The sequence below is a fragment of the Saccharopolyspora hattusasensis genome, assembly GCF_050972075.1.
GTDB lineage: Bacteria > Actinomycetota > Actinomycetes > Mycobacteriales > Pseudonocardiaceae > Saccharopolyspora > Saccharopolyspora hattusasensis.
In genome coordinates, this window is sequence record NZ_JBPCDC010000001.1 from 8,416,675 (window position 1) to 8,429,615 (window position 12,941).

The window sequence follows — 12,941 nt, forward strand, 5'->3', positions numbered from 1 at the left end:
GCCAGCGGACAATCAAACGTTCATGCAAAGAATCGTGCAAACTGCTTGCATGATTGACAATCGGCTCCGGGTGCTGCAGCTCGTCGCCAAGCACGGCACCGTCACGGCTGCGGCTCGCGCGCTGCACTACACGCCTTCGGCCGTCTCGTACCAGCTCCGTCAGCTGTCGGCCGAGCTCGGCGTGGAGCTGGTGGTGCCGCAGGGTCGCAGGATTCGGCTGACGTCGGCCGCCCGGGCGCTGCTGGACCACGCCGCGCTGCTCTTCGCGCAGTGGGAGCGCGCCCAAGCCGATCTGGCGGCAGTCGCCGACGAGCCCGGCGGATCGTTCACGCTGTGCGGTTTCTCCACCGCTGCAACGCATCTGCTGCCACCTGCGGCCGCCGAACTGCGCGACAGCTTCCCGAACCTGCGCGTGCGGCTGATCGAAGCCGAGCCGGCCCGCTGCTTCGACCTGCTGCTCGCAGGCGATGCCGATCTCGCTCTGGTGATCGTCACCGCCGACACTCCGCCGCTGTCGGACTCGCGCTTCGACCAGCTGCCGCTGCTCGACGACCCGCTCGACCTGGTCACGCCCGCGGGTCACCCGTTGGCGGCTCGCCCGGTTGTGACGTTGGCAGACGCCGCGAACGAGTCGTGGATCGTGGGCCGCCCGGACAGCACCTACCACCACCTGGTGATCATCGCGTGCATGGCGGCGGGCTTCAGCCCGGACATCGCACATTACGCGGACGAATGGGACACCGGCACTGCCATGGTCGCCCACGGTTTCGGCGTCATCTTGGTGCCCCGGCTGGCCCGGCTGCACCGCGACTGGCCGGTCGCGCGCATCCGCCTGCACGGGGAGCCCGCCCCTGCCCGCCGGATCCTCGCCGTCACCCGGTCGGGCGGCCGGGACAACCCCACGATCGCCCGTGCGCACGAGGCGATCACCAAGACCGCGGCCGGGATCCTGCCCGTCGTCCCGGCGGCGGAGGCGAACTCGCCGCTTTGATGGTGAGGCGGGGTCCCGGAGCTCATGCCACGATCACTCGTAGGGGTGGCCATCGACGCCGGCCGACGCGTGATCGTAGTGCGGTTTCCGCCGCAGGTGTAGGGGTGTTCCGGCTCGTCTCGCGGGGTTCACCGCCCGTTTCGCACGCGCCTGGTCAGGTGAGCGGGCGGCGGAACAGGTCCGGGGCGGGTTTCGGGTCGAACCAGGTGGACTTCGGCGGCATCGGCCGGCCCGCGTCCGAGGTCGCCATCACCTGGTCGACCGTCGGTGGGTGCGGGATCAGCCGGAGCGCGTTCTCGTTGCTGCACCAGCAGGTTTCCACGGCGTGGTGCAAGTGCGGCATCGCCTCGATCTGGTGGTCCACGAGGTCGTGCAGCTTCGGCAGGAGGTCTTGCTCGACGGCGAAGGCGTCGAGGACTCCCGCGGTGCGCAGCCGCAGCCGGTACCACCGGTCGCCGAGACCGACCGCCACCACGCCGGATTCCGTCTGCGCTGCAGGGGATTCCTCGATCCGCGCGGTCAGCGGGTGGTCGGCGAGGCGATCCAGCACATCCCGGGTGGACGTGCCCGGCGTCAGCGCGAAACAGCGGTGGTACCCCAGGATGCGCATCTCGTCGCTGGGGAACAGCGCAGCGAGGGTGAAGGCGCTGGGGTGGTCGGGACCGAGGTGGCCGTGCCGTGCGGCGTAGCGCTCTGCGGCCAGCATCCGGTGGTGGCCGTCGGCGATGTAGAGGTCGCCGATGCGGCCGATCTCATCGCACAGCGCCCGCGCGCAGGTCTCGTCGCGCCGGACCCAGACGGTGTGGGTGACGCCGCCGCCGGTCAGGCGTGCGGTGGGAACATCGGCGGTGATCTCGGCGATCCGGGCGTGCAGATGTCCTCTGTGGACCAGCATCACGGGCATCCGCTCGATCCCCGTGGTCTCGGTCTGCTCGTCGAGTTCCCGCACGCGGGACGGTTGGGCTGCTTCGTGGCGGCGGATCCGGCCCTGCCGGTAGTCGTCGATCGAGACCTCGACCACGACCCCGGTCTGCCGGTGCCGATCGCTCTCCAACCGGTACACCACGACCGCCGGTTCGGACAGCGCGCTCCCGTGCAACAGCACGCGCGGCGGCCGTGCGGTGATCCCGGTGGTCTCCGATGCGCCCTGCCGGGTGGTGCTCATGAGCCGTCGCCGAAATGCGTTGCGGGCTGCGGGAAACGCACGTAGTCGAGGTTCACGCAGTGCAGCATCCTGCCCGAGGCGAAGGCCTCCACCATCCGCACCACTTCCGCGGCGACTGCCTGTTGCGCCTGCTCGGTGGAGGCCCCGATGTGATGGGTGCCGTAGACGTTCGGGTGCTTGGCGAGCCTGGACTCGAGGTGCCCCGTGCTCGTCGCGGGCTCGTCCGCGTAGACGTCGAGACCGGCGCGGATGTCCTTGTCCTCCATGGCTTCGATGAGCGCGTCCTCGTCGACGAGATCGCCGCGGGAGGTGTTCAGGATGATCGTGCCCGGCCGCACCTGGGCGAGCAGCCCGGCGTCGATCAGGTGCCGGGTGTCGTCGGTCGCAGGCACGTGCAGCGAAAGGACGTCGCAGGTCCGCGCGAGGGTGTGCAGGTCGTCGACGAAGTGCACGCCGATCGAACTGGCGCGGTCCAGGGTCTCCTGCGAGCGCCCGGGTTTGGCCACGGCGTGCACCTCCATCCCGAATGCGGCCGCGCGTTCGGCGAACGCCAGCCCGATCTGGCCCAGTCCGATGACGCCGACCCGGCGGCCGAGGATTCCCCGTGCGCGCGAGTACCGCTTCTTGTCCCAGCGCCCCGCCCGCAGGTCTGCGACGTTGTCGCAGATGCTGCGATCCAACGCGAGCAGCAGGGCGAAGGCGAGCTCGGCCACCGCGACCGCGTTGCGCCCGGGCACGTTGCACACGTGGATCCCGAGCCTGGACGCGGCCTCGCAGTCGATCGTGTTGGTGCCGGATCCGGCCCTGATGACAAGCCGCAGCGCGTCGGCGCCGTCGAGCGCAGAGGCGGGGACACGGGTGCTGCGGACCACCAGTGCCTCGCATCCGGTGAGCCGCTCGGCGAGCTGATCGGTCGTGGCGTCCGGCCGGTAGTCGCAGTCGTGGCCCAGTTCGGTCAGCTCGGCCAGGTGAGCAGCGGGGAAGGCATCGGCGAGCAGGATCCTCATCGGTAACTCCCAACCAGCTGGCGTCCCGGAACTGTTGCTCATTGCGCACCGTGCTGCGTATGGCGCAATGGTGGCGGTCGGGCCGGAGTGCAGTCAACACCCGACCGAAGGCCTCGCGCCGCGGTGATGCGCACGTAGTCCTGCGTACGCGCACTACGTCGAGCGCGGTAGACCAATTGCCGCTCGCCGACCGACGACATCCGGGGTCGCCGAACCGAAGCTTGAGCAGCAAGTGGATCCGGCTTCGGAGGTGGTAGTGATGTTGACCGAGTTCTTGGCGCAGTGGGGTCCCGGCTGGCACGGAGCGCACGGCGGCCCGGGCTGGATCTTCGGGTTGTTCTTCCTGCTGTTGATCGCCGCCCTGATCGCCACGGTGATCTGGCTGGCGGTTCGCGGCCGGCACCGCTCCGGTGTCGAGCGGGCGAAGGAGATCTTGTCCGAGCGCTTCGCCCGGGGCGAGATCAGCTCCGACGAGTACCGCGAGCGACTCAACGAGCTGGATTGATCCCGAGGGCCGCCGGAAGTGGTTTCCGGCGGCCGAGCGCATTGCCGGCCAAGGGGATTCAGGGCGGACTGGACGCGATCGGCGGCCGGTCGGCGAACCACATCGACGTCGCATTCCCGCCAGTCGATCGAATCCGCCATGCCGGTGGTCCCCGGCTTGCGAGTGATCCTAAGCTCGGTGCATGGCGAAGTACTTCGACGTGCATCCGGAGAACCCGCAGCGGCGCGCGATCAACCAGGTGGTGGACATCGTCCGCGACAACGGGCTCATCGCGTACCCGACGGACTCGTGCTTCGCGCTCGGTGCCCAGCTGGGCAACAAGGACGGCATAGACCGGATCCGGTCCGTCCGGCACCTCGACGACCGCCACCACTTCACCCTGGTGTGCCAGAACTTCGCGCAGCTGGGGCAGTTCGTGATCATCAACAACGCGGTGTTCCGAGCGATCAAGGCGTCGACGCCGGGCAGCTACACGTTCATCCTGCCCGCCACCAAGGAAGTGCCGCGCCGGTTGATGCACCCGAAGAAGAAGACCGTGGGCGTGCGCATCCCGGACCACGTCGTCGTGCAGGCGCTGCTGGCCGAGCTCGGCGAGCCGATGCTGTCCAGCACGCTGCTGCTGCCCGGCGAGGAGGAGCCGATGACACAGGGCTGGCAGATCAAGGACGAGCTCGACCACGTCCTGGACGCCGTGATCGACTCCGGCGAATGCGGCACCGAGCCCACCACCGTCATCGACTTCTCCGGCCCCGAGCCGGAGATCATCCGCCGCGGCGCGGGCGACACCTCTCGCTTCGAGTAACGCCCCGAACACCACGAGTGCACGGCTCCCGACGTCCAGTAGGAGCCGTTTTTCATTGCTCTGAACAGTGGATGCGTTCGCATCCGACGTTGGTGACGTTCACATCGTGGAACGTATACACCTTTGACGTGTACACATCCGCGATCGAGGATTGCAGCGACGAAAGCAACCGGACGCTGATCCGGATGATCAACCGCTGATGGACGTGCAGAAGATCTTCAACCCGCTGATGAAGGTGCACGACTTGGCGGAGATCTCGAAAGGCCAGCAGCAGCACCACGAACCGGTGGCCGCATTGCGCGACCGCGACCCGGTCCGGGCGCGCGAGATCATGGCCTACCACCTCACCAGCGTGCGGCAGATCCGGGTGGCCGAGTTCGCCCGCAGCCTGCACGCGACCGAGCGGCGCGGGGGATCGCCATGACCGCCGCGCACGCCGCCCGGACCGCCCGGTCGGGCTGGCCCAGCAACTGACCCCGTCGGATTCACCGGTTGAAGGGCACCTTCGCGCGAAAGATTCGCCCGGCGGTGCCCTTTCCCTTTTCTCCAGAGCCCCATCAAGAACACGCGGAACACGCGAAACACCAGAACCGCGGCGGTCCCGGCGCCGGTGGCGAAGTACCCTCGATCGTGCGACACGCCGGGCGATCCAGCACGACATGATCGCCGCCGACCGTGTAGTGTCTACGACGGTCGTATTTTTCTGGGGTCGTGTTCGCGCGCACTCGCAGGATGGTGATGCGAGCGTGCTGCTATCTGGTTGTAGCTGGAGAAGTCGCCGTTCGAGATCCGCGACCCAGGCGGTCACGCAGTGTGAGTGCCTGTAGTAGTACCGGCTCCCAGAAGGAGAGAGACATGGCACAGGGAACCGTGAAGTGGTTCAACTCGGAAAAGGGCTTCGGCTTCATCGCGCCTGACGACGGTGGCGCGGACGTCTTCGTCCACTACTCGGCGATCGACGCTCGCGGTTTCCGCAGCCTCGACGAAGACCAGAAGGTCACCTACGAGGTCACCCAGGGCCCGAAGGGCCCGCAGGCCAGCGACGTCCGACTCGTCTGAGTTTCGGGTTGCCCGGCCGGTACCGGGATCCCGGGCCGGCCCCTAAGCTCGCGAAGGCCCCGCACCCCACCAGGTGCGGGGCCTTCGCCCGTGTTCAGGCGCGTCGGCGGCGGAGCAGGCCGAACAGCGAGGCGGCGAGCAGCGCGCCCGCGATGATCGAGATCGCCAGTCCCATCCGATGCAGGCCGGCATCGTCGGCGTGCCCGCCGATCACCAGCGCCAGGAGCGCGGCGGCGAGGTTCGCGCCGACGTACTGCGAGGTGCGGTAGAGCCCGGATGCCGCGCCCATGCGCTCGGCCGGGGCGGCGGCGTACATCGCGCCCTGGTTGCCCATGTTGTTGAACCCGTTGGGCAACCCCAGCATCGCGGAGACCACGAGCAGCAGCAGGATCGGTGAGCCGGCATCCGGCACCGTCAGCAGCAGCCCGCCGACGCACAGCGCGGCCGTCCCGACGAGCAACGCCGCTCGCGGCCCTTGCTTGCGCTGCAGCCGGGTGGCCAGCAGCGTGGACACCGCGCCGACGGCCGCGATCGGCAGCACCACCAGGCCGGTTCCGACCGGTCCCAGCCCCCTGGCTTCCTCCAGCCACTGCGGCAGACCGTAGAAGACGCAGTAGAAGGCCGTGTAGGTCACGATCGTCCGGACGTAGGTCAACGACAACCCGCCCCGCGCCAGCAGGCGCATGTCCAGGAACGGGTCGCGGGCTCGCAGGCCCCACCAGGCGGTCAGCGCGACGGCCGGGACCGCGACGGCCAGCCACCACCACACCGGGGTCGCGGCCAACGACAGCAGCCAGAACATCAGCGTGGTGATCGAGACGGCGAAGAGCAGCATGCCGACCGGGTCGACCCGCGCGAGCGACTTCAGCCGCCCGCTGCTGTGACCTCGTGCCGGCGCATCCGCCGGGCCCCACCGCATGATCACCGCGCCGCCGAACACCGCCAGCGGCACGTTGATCCAGAACACCCCGGCCCAGCCGAACCCGCCGACGAGCAGCCCGCCGAGGGAGGGCCCGAGCGCGGCGGTGACCTGCGAGCAGATGGCGAGCGCGGCGAGAGTGTTGTTCGGCCGGGAGCGAAGCCGGTCGGCGGCGCGGCGGATCATCGCGACGCCGCACGGGTACTGGGCCGCGGTGCCGATGCCGATGAGGATGCGGCAGACCACGAGCGTCGCGACGTTCGGCGCGAACGGCGCCACCGCCGAAGTGGCGCCGACCAAGACGATTCCGGCGAGGCTGGTGCGGCGCGGGCCGAGCACGTCGGCGATGCGGCCCATCGCGGGGGCGGCGACGGCGGTGGCCAGGTAGAGCGCCGAGACCAGCCAGGTCACCGAGGTGCCCGCGTCGAAGTGGGAACGGATGCCGACCAGCGCGACCGCGATCATTGACGAGTTCAGCGGTTGCAGGATCGTGCCGAGGGCGATCGGGGTGACGAACTTGCCCGGTAACTCGGGCTTGGGGTCCGTCGATCGCAACAGGTCTTCAGCGTTGCTGTCTTTTTGAGAAGGGGATTCGTGCGTCGTTCGAGGCATCGGGCCGATCCTGGGTAGAAGCCGGTGTCAGGATTCGGCGAGCCGGTCCAGCAGCCTGGCCGCGAGCACCAGCAGCTCCCGTTCGACGTCGGTCAGCCCGGTCATCGCCTGGGCCAACCACGCCTCGCGCTTGCCCCGGTCCTGCCGGACCGTGCGACGGCCCGCCTCCGTGATCCGGATGATGGCGGCCCGGCGGTCGGCCGGGTCGAGGTCGCGCTCGGCCAGCTCGGCGTCGATCAAGTGCTGCACCATTCGAGCCATGGACTGCGGGGTGACCCGCTCGGCAGCGGCCAGCGCGCTGGCGGTCGCCGGACCGTCGCGCTCCAAACGGCCCAGCACCGCCAGACGACCCAGGGTCAGCTCGCCGGGATCGCGCTCGGCGCGCAGCCGGCGCGCCAGGCGCATCACGCCTGTCCTGACCTCGGTGGCCGCCTGAGCGATCCCGGCGGTGTCTTCGGCAGCGGGAAAGTCGCGACTCATATATTCAGCATAGCTGTGTTTATCGGAGGTGTCTTTCCGCCAGGTAGGGAACGTGAGCCCCGGCACTCCGCGAGCCCCGGGCGTGACGATCGGGCGAGCGGTTAGAGACATCGCGCCAGCTGTAACGCGGCTCCGATCAGCCGGGTTCGCCGCGGCGCTTGCGGTGGGCGACCCAGCCGAAGTCGATGAGGGCGGTCACGGCCAGCACGATCAGCGCCCACCCCAGCCACGCCAGTTCCGGCACGAACAGGAACACCAGCACGGCCGCACCCGTGCAGAACACCAGGCCGAATCCTGCCAGCCAGAGCCGCAGGGTCAGGGCGCTGCGCGCGTAGGGCGCTCCGGCGAAGCCGGCGATCGGGTCGTGGTAGCCCGGCAGCCCTCGCTCGTAGTCCTCGCGCTTGCGCTTCGGCATGCCGCCCGGCTACCCGCCTCGCCTCGGCCTCAAGCCGCCCGGAAGCTGGCGCGGTCTCAGGACGCGTAGGGGTCGGGCTCGATGTGGACGTCCGAGAGGCGGTCCATCCGGTAGCCGACCCCGCGAACCGTGGTGATCAGGTCCAGGTCCGGCCCGAGCTTGCTGCGGATCCGGCGGACGTGCACGTCCACCGTGCGGGTGCTCGGCGTGCTGTTCAGGTGCCAGACGGCGTTGAGCAGCGAGCCGCGCCGGTGCACCCGCCCAGGGTTCTCGCACAGGAACAGCAGCAGGTCGAACTCCAGCCGGGTGAAGTCGATGTTCGTCCCGTCGGCCCGTACCACCCTGCGCGGGGCGACCAGGATGCGCAGGGCGGGCTCCGTCGGAGCGGGCAGCGACCGCAACCGCGGCACCTCCGGCCTGGTCTGTATCTCAACAGTGGACTGGCTGGGAACCTCCACCAAGGCGCGCAGTTTCCGGGCGAAATCGCTTTCCAGCGTGGCGAGATCTCGTTGCGGGACGACGAACCGGGCGGTCACCTCGATCACCGCACCGTCCCCCAGCGGACGCGCCTCCGGGGACTCCGGACCCACCGGCTCCCGGAAAGCAGCTTCCAGCGACATGGCACAGTTCTCCGTCTCATCGCGATGCCGGGGTCCACCGACACCGATGCGAACAACAGCACCTCGGCGGCAGGTCACCGGCGAGGCGAGGGCAACCCGGCGGCAGGCGGCTCGGACGAGCAGCGGGGCAACGCCGGGCAGGGGAGATCAAGCGCGCGGACAAGCCGCGGAAGCGACCCACAACAGGTCGATGTGCGCGCGCTGCACGAGCAGCGGTCCCGGCGTCATGACATTGATCAAAGCACCGTCGACAACTTCCGTCAAAGCCGTTCAAAAGGTGGGAAACGGCTGGCCGGATCAGCGGCGGAAGCGTTGCCACCAATGCGTTTTCCGCGGTACGGGCTCGTTCGGCGCGGATGCTGGGCGCCGCTGCGGATCGGGCCGGTCGGCGCGCCACCGGGCCACCACGTCATCGACGTTCACCGGTCCGACGGCGACCTGCGGTCCGGTCGGTGCGCGGAGGTATTCGACGATGCGGCGGTTCAGGTCCGCTGCCACGTCGCGGACCTCCTGCTCGGTGGTCAGGTCGCGAACGGTTTCGGGCAACCGCTCGACCTCCTTGCGCACCTGCAGCGGGGCGGGCAGCAGGGCATCGCCGGACAGCCCCTCGCGGCGGATGTACTCCTTGACCCACCAATGGTCGTCGAGCGGTGCGCCCGCGCCGGGCAACGGCTTACCCGCGCCGGGCAGGTCGTCGAAGTCACCGCGCTCCTGGGCGGTGCGGATCTGCTTGTCGATCCATGAGTCGAACGTGACACCGGGTGGCTTGCGCTCGGTCATGCCGCGATTGTCCGCCACCACGCTGCCCCGGTGCCACCGGCTATCCGGTGCGTTCGACGATGCCGCGGATGAAGGCGGCCTGGCCGGCGTGCTGGAGGTCGTCGGCGATCACGCTCACCAGCCGCACACCGAGGGTGACCGGGGGAGTCCACCCGGCGTCCACGACCTCGGCGAGGTCGTCGTCGGTCAGCTCCGAGACGAAGGCCACCGTCTGCGCGTGGACGGCGTCGTGGTAGCCGGTCAGCAGCTCACCGGAGTCGACGCGCACCTCGCCGACCTCGTTGGGGTCGTGGCCGTAACCGATGTCCTCGTGCGTGAACGGCAACCCGAAGCGCCCCAGCCAGTCCTGCGCGGTCCAGACCTGCTCCACCTCGGCGACGTCCGAGACGTGGTCGTCCTGCACCCGGGTCAGGTGCCACACCAGCCAGGCGATGGAGTTGGCTTCCGGATCGCCCCGGTACGCCAGCTGGTCGGGAGCCAGGCCCGAGACGGTCTCGTGCACCACTTCGCGGATTCGGCTGAACGCATCGACGAGCACCTCGGCGCTGGACATTCGGCACGCTCCTGTCGGCGAGTCGGAACCGGTCTGCGCCACGGTACGACCGCCGCCGGGATCCGGCAGCTGATCCACAGTGGACGCTACCCGGGCAGCACGCCCACCCCGGCCACCGCGCGGCTCTCCAGCGCCTGCTCGCCGGTGACCGGCCGGTCGGGCCGCCAAGCCGAGGTGAACACCAGGCCCGGCTCGACCATCTCGTAGCCGTCGAACAGGGTGGCGACCTGCGCCGGGTTGCGCAGGTGCAACGGGTGGGTGCTGGACTGGTATAGCTCGATGGCCTCCGCGACCTCGCCAGGCCAGTACTCCGGCGTCAGGCTGTGCGACAGCGCCAGGTAGCTGCCGGGCGCGCACGCCCGCCGGTAGCCGGCGATGATCCCGGGCGGGTCGTCGGCATCCGGGATGAACGGGAACACGGAGATCATCAGCACCGCCACCGGCCGGGAGAAGTCAAGCAACCGCCGGGCGTCGGGGTGGCCCAGCACGAGGTCCGGGTGCCGAAGGTCCGCGCGGATGATGGTGGCCAGGTCGTTGCCCGCGAGCATCCGCTGCGACTGGGCGACCGCCACCGGCTCGTGGTCGACGTAGACGACGCGCGCCGCGGGGTCCAGGAGCTGGGCGATTTCATGCACGTTGCCGACGGTCGGGATGCCGGAACCGAGGTCGAGGAACTGGCTGATGCCCGCCTCTTCGACCAGGTTCCGCACCGCGCGCTGCAGGAACGCCCGGTTCTCCTGGGCGAAGGTGCGGGTCTCGGGCAGCACCGCCAGCACCCGGTCGGCGGCCTCGCGGTCCGTGGCGAAGTTGTGCGCCCCACCCAGGTAGTAGTCGTACATGCGGGCCGGATTGGCGCGGCTGCGGTCTACCCCGGCCAGGCTCGCGAACAACTCCGCCTGGGCGGGATCCTGCCCCGGATAGCCCTGCATGGCAGCCCCTCCCAGTGTCGCGTCTTGATCGTCCGTAGGCTGCCCGCGCGAGCGCGCTTCCGCAAGGTCTCAGGAGCGCGTGTACTTCAGCACGTCCAGCATGCTGTGCTCGTCGGACCGGTCCGGTTCGCCCAGGCAGGCGGTCAGGCCGCTGCGCACCCGGTCCCGGTCGAGGCCGGAGCCGATCACCACGAGCTGGGTCCGCCGCGGCTCGTCCCGGCGCCACCGCGTGCGGTAGAAGCGCAGGAAGTCGCCGACGGTGTGCAGGGTGAACTTCTGCCCGCGTCCCGGCGCGCCGAAGTGGACCTGCCCCTTCATCCGGTAGATCCCGGCCGGGCGGTCGTCCAGGAACCGAATCAGCGCTCGCGGATCCACCGGGCTGTCGGCCGTGAACTCCACACTCTCGTACGCGGCGTGCAGGTGCTCGCGGCAGTCGTCGGCAGGCTCGGCCAGCAGTTCGTCGAAGGACATCTGGCGCGCGATGTCCTGCCGTTCGCGGCCCGCTTCGCGCTCGAACAGCAGCGTCGGGTCGACGCGGCCGTGGTCGGTCGGCAAGACCGGCTTTCCGTCGGCGAGCCCGCGCACCAGTTCCGCCAACCGCCGCTGGTCGGACTCGTCGACGCGGTTGATCTTGTTAAGCAGCACTAGATCGGCGAAGCGCAGGTGCTGGTCGATCTCGGGGTGCCGCCGCCGGGTCGCGTCGAACTCCGCGGCGTCGACCACCTCGACCAGCCCGCCGTAGCCGAGGCGGGGGTTCGCGCTGTTCAGCAGCAGCCGGACCATGCCGCGCGGGTCGGCCAGCCCGCTGGACTCGATCACGATCACGTCGATGTCGCTGCTAGGCCGCGCGAGCTTGGCCAGCAGGTGGTCGAGCCCGCGGGCGTCGACGGCGCAGCACAGGCAGCCGTTGCCCAGCGAGACGGTGGAGTCGACCTGGCCCGCGACGCTCAGCGCATCTATGTTGATCTTCCCGAAGTCGTTGACCACGACACCGATCCGGGCGCCCTGCGGGTTGCGCAGCAGGTGGTTCAGCAGGCTGGTCTTCCCGGCTCCGAGGAACCCCGCGACGATGACCACGGGAATCGGTTGCCGAACCAACGAACCTGCCTTTCGCGCGACGACTGCCCGCCCGGCAGCATATCGGCACGCCTCAACGGCGCCGCGGCACCGGGACCCGCTGCAGGTCTTCGGCCACGACCACCGGGCCGTCGAAGACCGCCGCGGCCTCGTCGTGGAAGCGCTGCGGATCCGAGTAGCGTTGCGAGAAGTGCGTCAGCACCAGGCAGCGCACACCGCACTCGGCGGCGACCCGGGCCGCCTGGGCGGCGGTGAGATGGCGGTACTCGTCGGCCAGCCGCGCGTCCTCGTCCAGGAACGTGGACTCGATCACCAGCAGATCGGCGCCGTCGGCGACGGTGAACACGCCATCGCACAGCCGGGTGTCCATCACGAACCCGAACCGCTGCCCGGCGCGCGGCTCGCTGACCTCCTCCAGCGTCACCAGGCGACCGCCGTCCAAGCGGTGCGTGTGCTCCTGCTGGAGCTTCCCGATGGCGGCTCCGCGCACTCCCAACTCGGCCAACCGCTCGGGCACCATGCGCCGGCTGTCCGGCTCCACCAGCCGGTAACCGAACGTCTCGATGCGGTGGTCCAGCCGCACCGCCTCCAGCCTGCCGAACGGGCCGGTGGCGATCGTGCCCTCCCACTCGATCGGCCGCTCCTGCAGGTCGACGACCTCGTCGAACGCGGACGCGTAGCGCAGGTTGCGGAAGAAACCGGCGCCGCTGGCCGGGTAGTGCGCGTGCACCGGCCGCCGCAGCCGGTCCAGCGAGAGCCGCTGGACCACTCCCGGCACCCCCAGGCAGTGGTCGCCGTGGAAGTGGCTGATGCAGATCCGGTCGATGTCGTGCGCGCTGACACCCGCGTGGATCATCTGGCGCTGAACGCCTTCGCCGGGGTCGAAGAGGAAGCCGGTGCCGTCCCAGCGCAGCAGGTAGCCGTTGTGGTTGCGAGACCGCGTCGGCGCTTGGCTCGCCGTGCCGAGCACCACCAGTTCCCGATTGGACACGCGCGCACCCTACGGCAACGGCCGGGGCAGCGCCGA

16 protein-coding genes are annotated in these 12,941 nt (G+C 69.8%); 5 read left to right on the forward strand and 11 right to left on the reverse strand.

From position 1 onward, the window contains the following. The first annotated feature begins 49 nt into the window (after positions 1–49). Positions 50–991: a LysR family transcriptional regulator gene (locus ACRXBZ_RS39835; protein WP_433883476.1), complete on the forward strand. Its 942-nt coding sequence runs from the start codon at positions 50–52 to the stop codon at positions 989–991. 154 nt (positions 992–1,145) lie between these two features. Here ACRXBZ_RS39835 and ACRXBZ_RS39840 read toward each other — a convergent pair whose 3' ends face one another. Further along, entirely contained in the window at positions 1,146–2,156 is a 1,011-nt protein-coding gene (locus ACRXBZ_RS39840) for a DUF1015 family protein (RefSeq protein ID WP_433883477.1), read from the reverse strand. After that, positions 2,153–3,163, reverse strand: a complete 1,011-nt coding sequence (locus ACRXBZ_RS39845) for an NAD(P)-dependent oxidoreductase (protein WP_433883478.1) — start codon at positions 3,161–3,163, stop codon at positions 2,153–2,155. The genes ACRXBZ_RS39840 and ACRXBZ_RS39845 overlap by 4 nt, the downstream gene beginning before the upstream one ends. A gap of 259 nt (positions 3,164–3,422) precedes the next feature. Here ACRXBZ_RS39845 and ACRXBZ_RS39850 point away from each other — a divergent pair, with 259 nt between their 5' ends. The 4 genes from ACRXBZ_RS39850 to ACRXBZ_RS39865 all read left to right on the forward strand — a co-directional run bounded on the left by ACRXBZ_RS39850 (position 3,423) and on the right by ACRXBZ_RS39865 (position 5,529). Further along, positions 3,423–3,668 (forward strand): SHOCT domain-containing protein, encoded by a 246-nt coding sequence (locus ACRXBZ_RS39850; RefSeq protein ID WP_433883479.1) that lies wholly within the window; start codon positions 3,423–3,425, stop codon positions 3,666–3,668. A 181-nt stretch (positions 3,669–3,849) separates the two neighbouring features. Next, positions 3,850–4,470 carry an L-threonylcarbamoyladenylate synthase gene (locus tag ACRXBZ_RS39855; RefSeq protein WP_190814117.1) on the forward strand — a complete coding sequence of 207 codons (621 nt, stop codon included), beginning with the start codon at positions 3,850–3,852 and terminating at the stop codon, positions 4,468–4,470. 199 nt (positions 4,471–4,669) lie between these two features. Continuing rightward, on the forward strand, positions 4,670–4,894 hold the full coding sequence (locus ACRXBZ_RS39860) for an FCD domain-containing protein (protein WP_433883480.1): 225 nt from the start codon (positions 4,670–4,672) through the stop codon (positions 4,892–4,894). Positions 4,895–5,325: 431 nt separating this feature from the next. Further along, positions 5,326–5,529, forward strand: a complete 204-nt coding sequence (locus tag ACRXBZ_RS39865) for a cold-shock protein (protein ID WP_168588610.1) — start codon at positions 5,326–5,328, stop codon at positions 5,527–5,529. Positions 5,530–5,623: 94 nt separating this feature from the next. On the opposite strand, the gene ACRXBZ_RS39870 is transcribed toward ACRXBZ_RS39865, so the two are convergent. The 9 genes from ACRXBZ_RS39870 to ACRXBZ_RS39910 form a co-directional block, all read right to left on the reverse strand. Beyond that, entirely contained in the window at positions 5,624–7,060 is a 1,437-nt protein-coding gene (locus tag ACRXBZ_RS39870) for an MFS transporter (protein ID WP_433883481.1), read from the reverse strand. A 27-nt stretch (positions 7,061–7,087) separates the two neighbouring features. Beyond that, on the reverse strand, positions 7,088–7,540 hold the full coding sequence (locus ACRXBZ_RS39875; protein ID WP_433883482.1) for a MarR family winged helix-turn-helix transcriptional regulator: 453 nt from the start codon (positions 7,538–7,540) through the stop codon (positions 7,088–7,090). A 136-nt stretch (positions 7,541–7,676) separates the two neighbouring features. Beyond that, positions 7,677–7,955: a DUF6343 family protein gene (locus ACRXBZ_RS39880; protein WP_433883483.1), complete on the reverse strand. Its 279-nt coding sequence runs from the start codon at positions 7,953–7,955 to the stop codon at positions 7,677–7,679. A gap of 56 nt (positions 7,956–8,011) precedes the next feature. Continuing rightward, positions 8,012–8,575, reverse strand: a complete 564-nt coding sequence (locus tag ACRXBZ_RS39885; protein ID WP_433883484.1) for a winged helix-turn-helix domain-containing protein — start codon at positions 8,573–8,575, stop codon at positions 8,012–8,014. 297 nt (positions 8,576–8,872) lie between these two features. Next, positions 8,873–9,355 carry a DnaJ family domain-containing protein gene (locus ACRXBZ_RS39890; RefSeq protein WP_433883485.1) on the reverse strand — a complete coding sequence of 161 codons (483 nt, stop codon included), beginning with the start codon at positions 9,353–9,355 and terminating at the stop codon, positions 8,873–8,875. A 40-nt stretch (positions 9,356–9,395) separates the two neighbouring features. After that, on the reverse strand, positions 9,396–9,908 hold the full coding sequence (locus ACRXBZ_RS39895) for a mycothiol transferase (RefSeq protein ID WP_168588658.1): 513 nt from the start codon (positions 9,906–9,908) through the stop codon (positions 9,396–9,398). 86 nt (positions 9,909–9,994) lie between these two features. Further along, positions 9,995–10,837, reverse strand: coding sequence for an SAM-dependent methyltransferase (locus ACRXBZ_RS39900; protein WP_433883486.1), 843 nt, complete (start codon positions 10,835–10,837; stop codon positions 9,995–9,997). A gap of 69 nt (positions 10,838–10,906) precedes the next feature. Then, positions 10,907–11,935 carry a CobW family GTP-binding protein gene (locus ACRXBZ_RS39905; protein WP_433883487.1) on the reverse strand — a complete coding sequence of 343 codons (1,029 nt, stop codon included), beginning with the start codon at positions 11,933–11,935 and terminating at the stop codon, positions 10,907–10,909. A gap of 52 nt (positions 11,936–11,987) precedes the next feature. Beyond that, on the reverse strand, positions 11,988–12,905 hold the full coding sequence (locus ACRXBZ_RS39910; RefSeq protein ID WP_433883488.1) for a ribonuclease Z: 918 nt from the start codon (positions 12,903–12,905) through the stop codon (positions 11,988–11,990). Between the last annotated feature and the right edge of the window lie 36 nt (positions 12,906–12,941).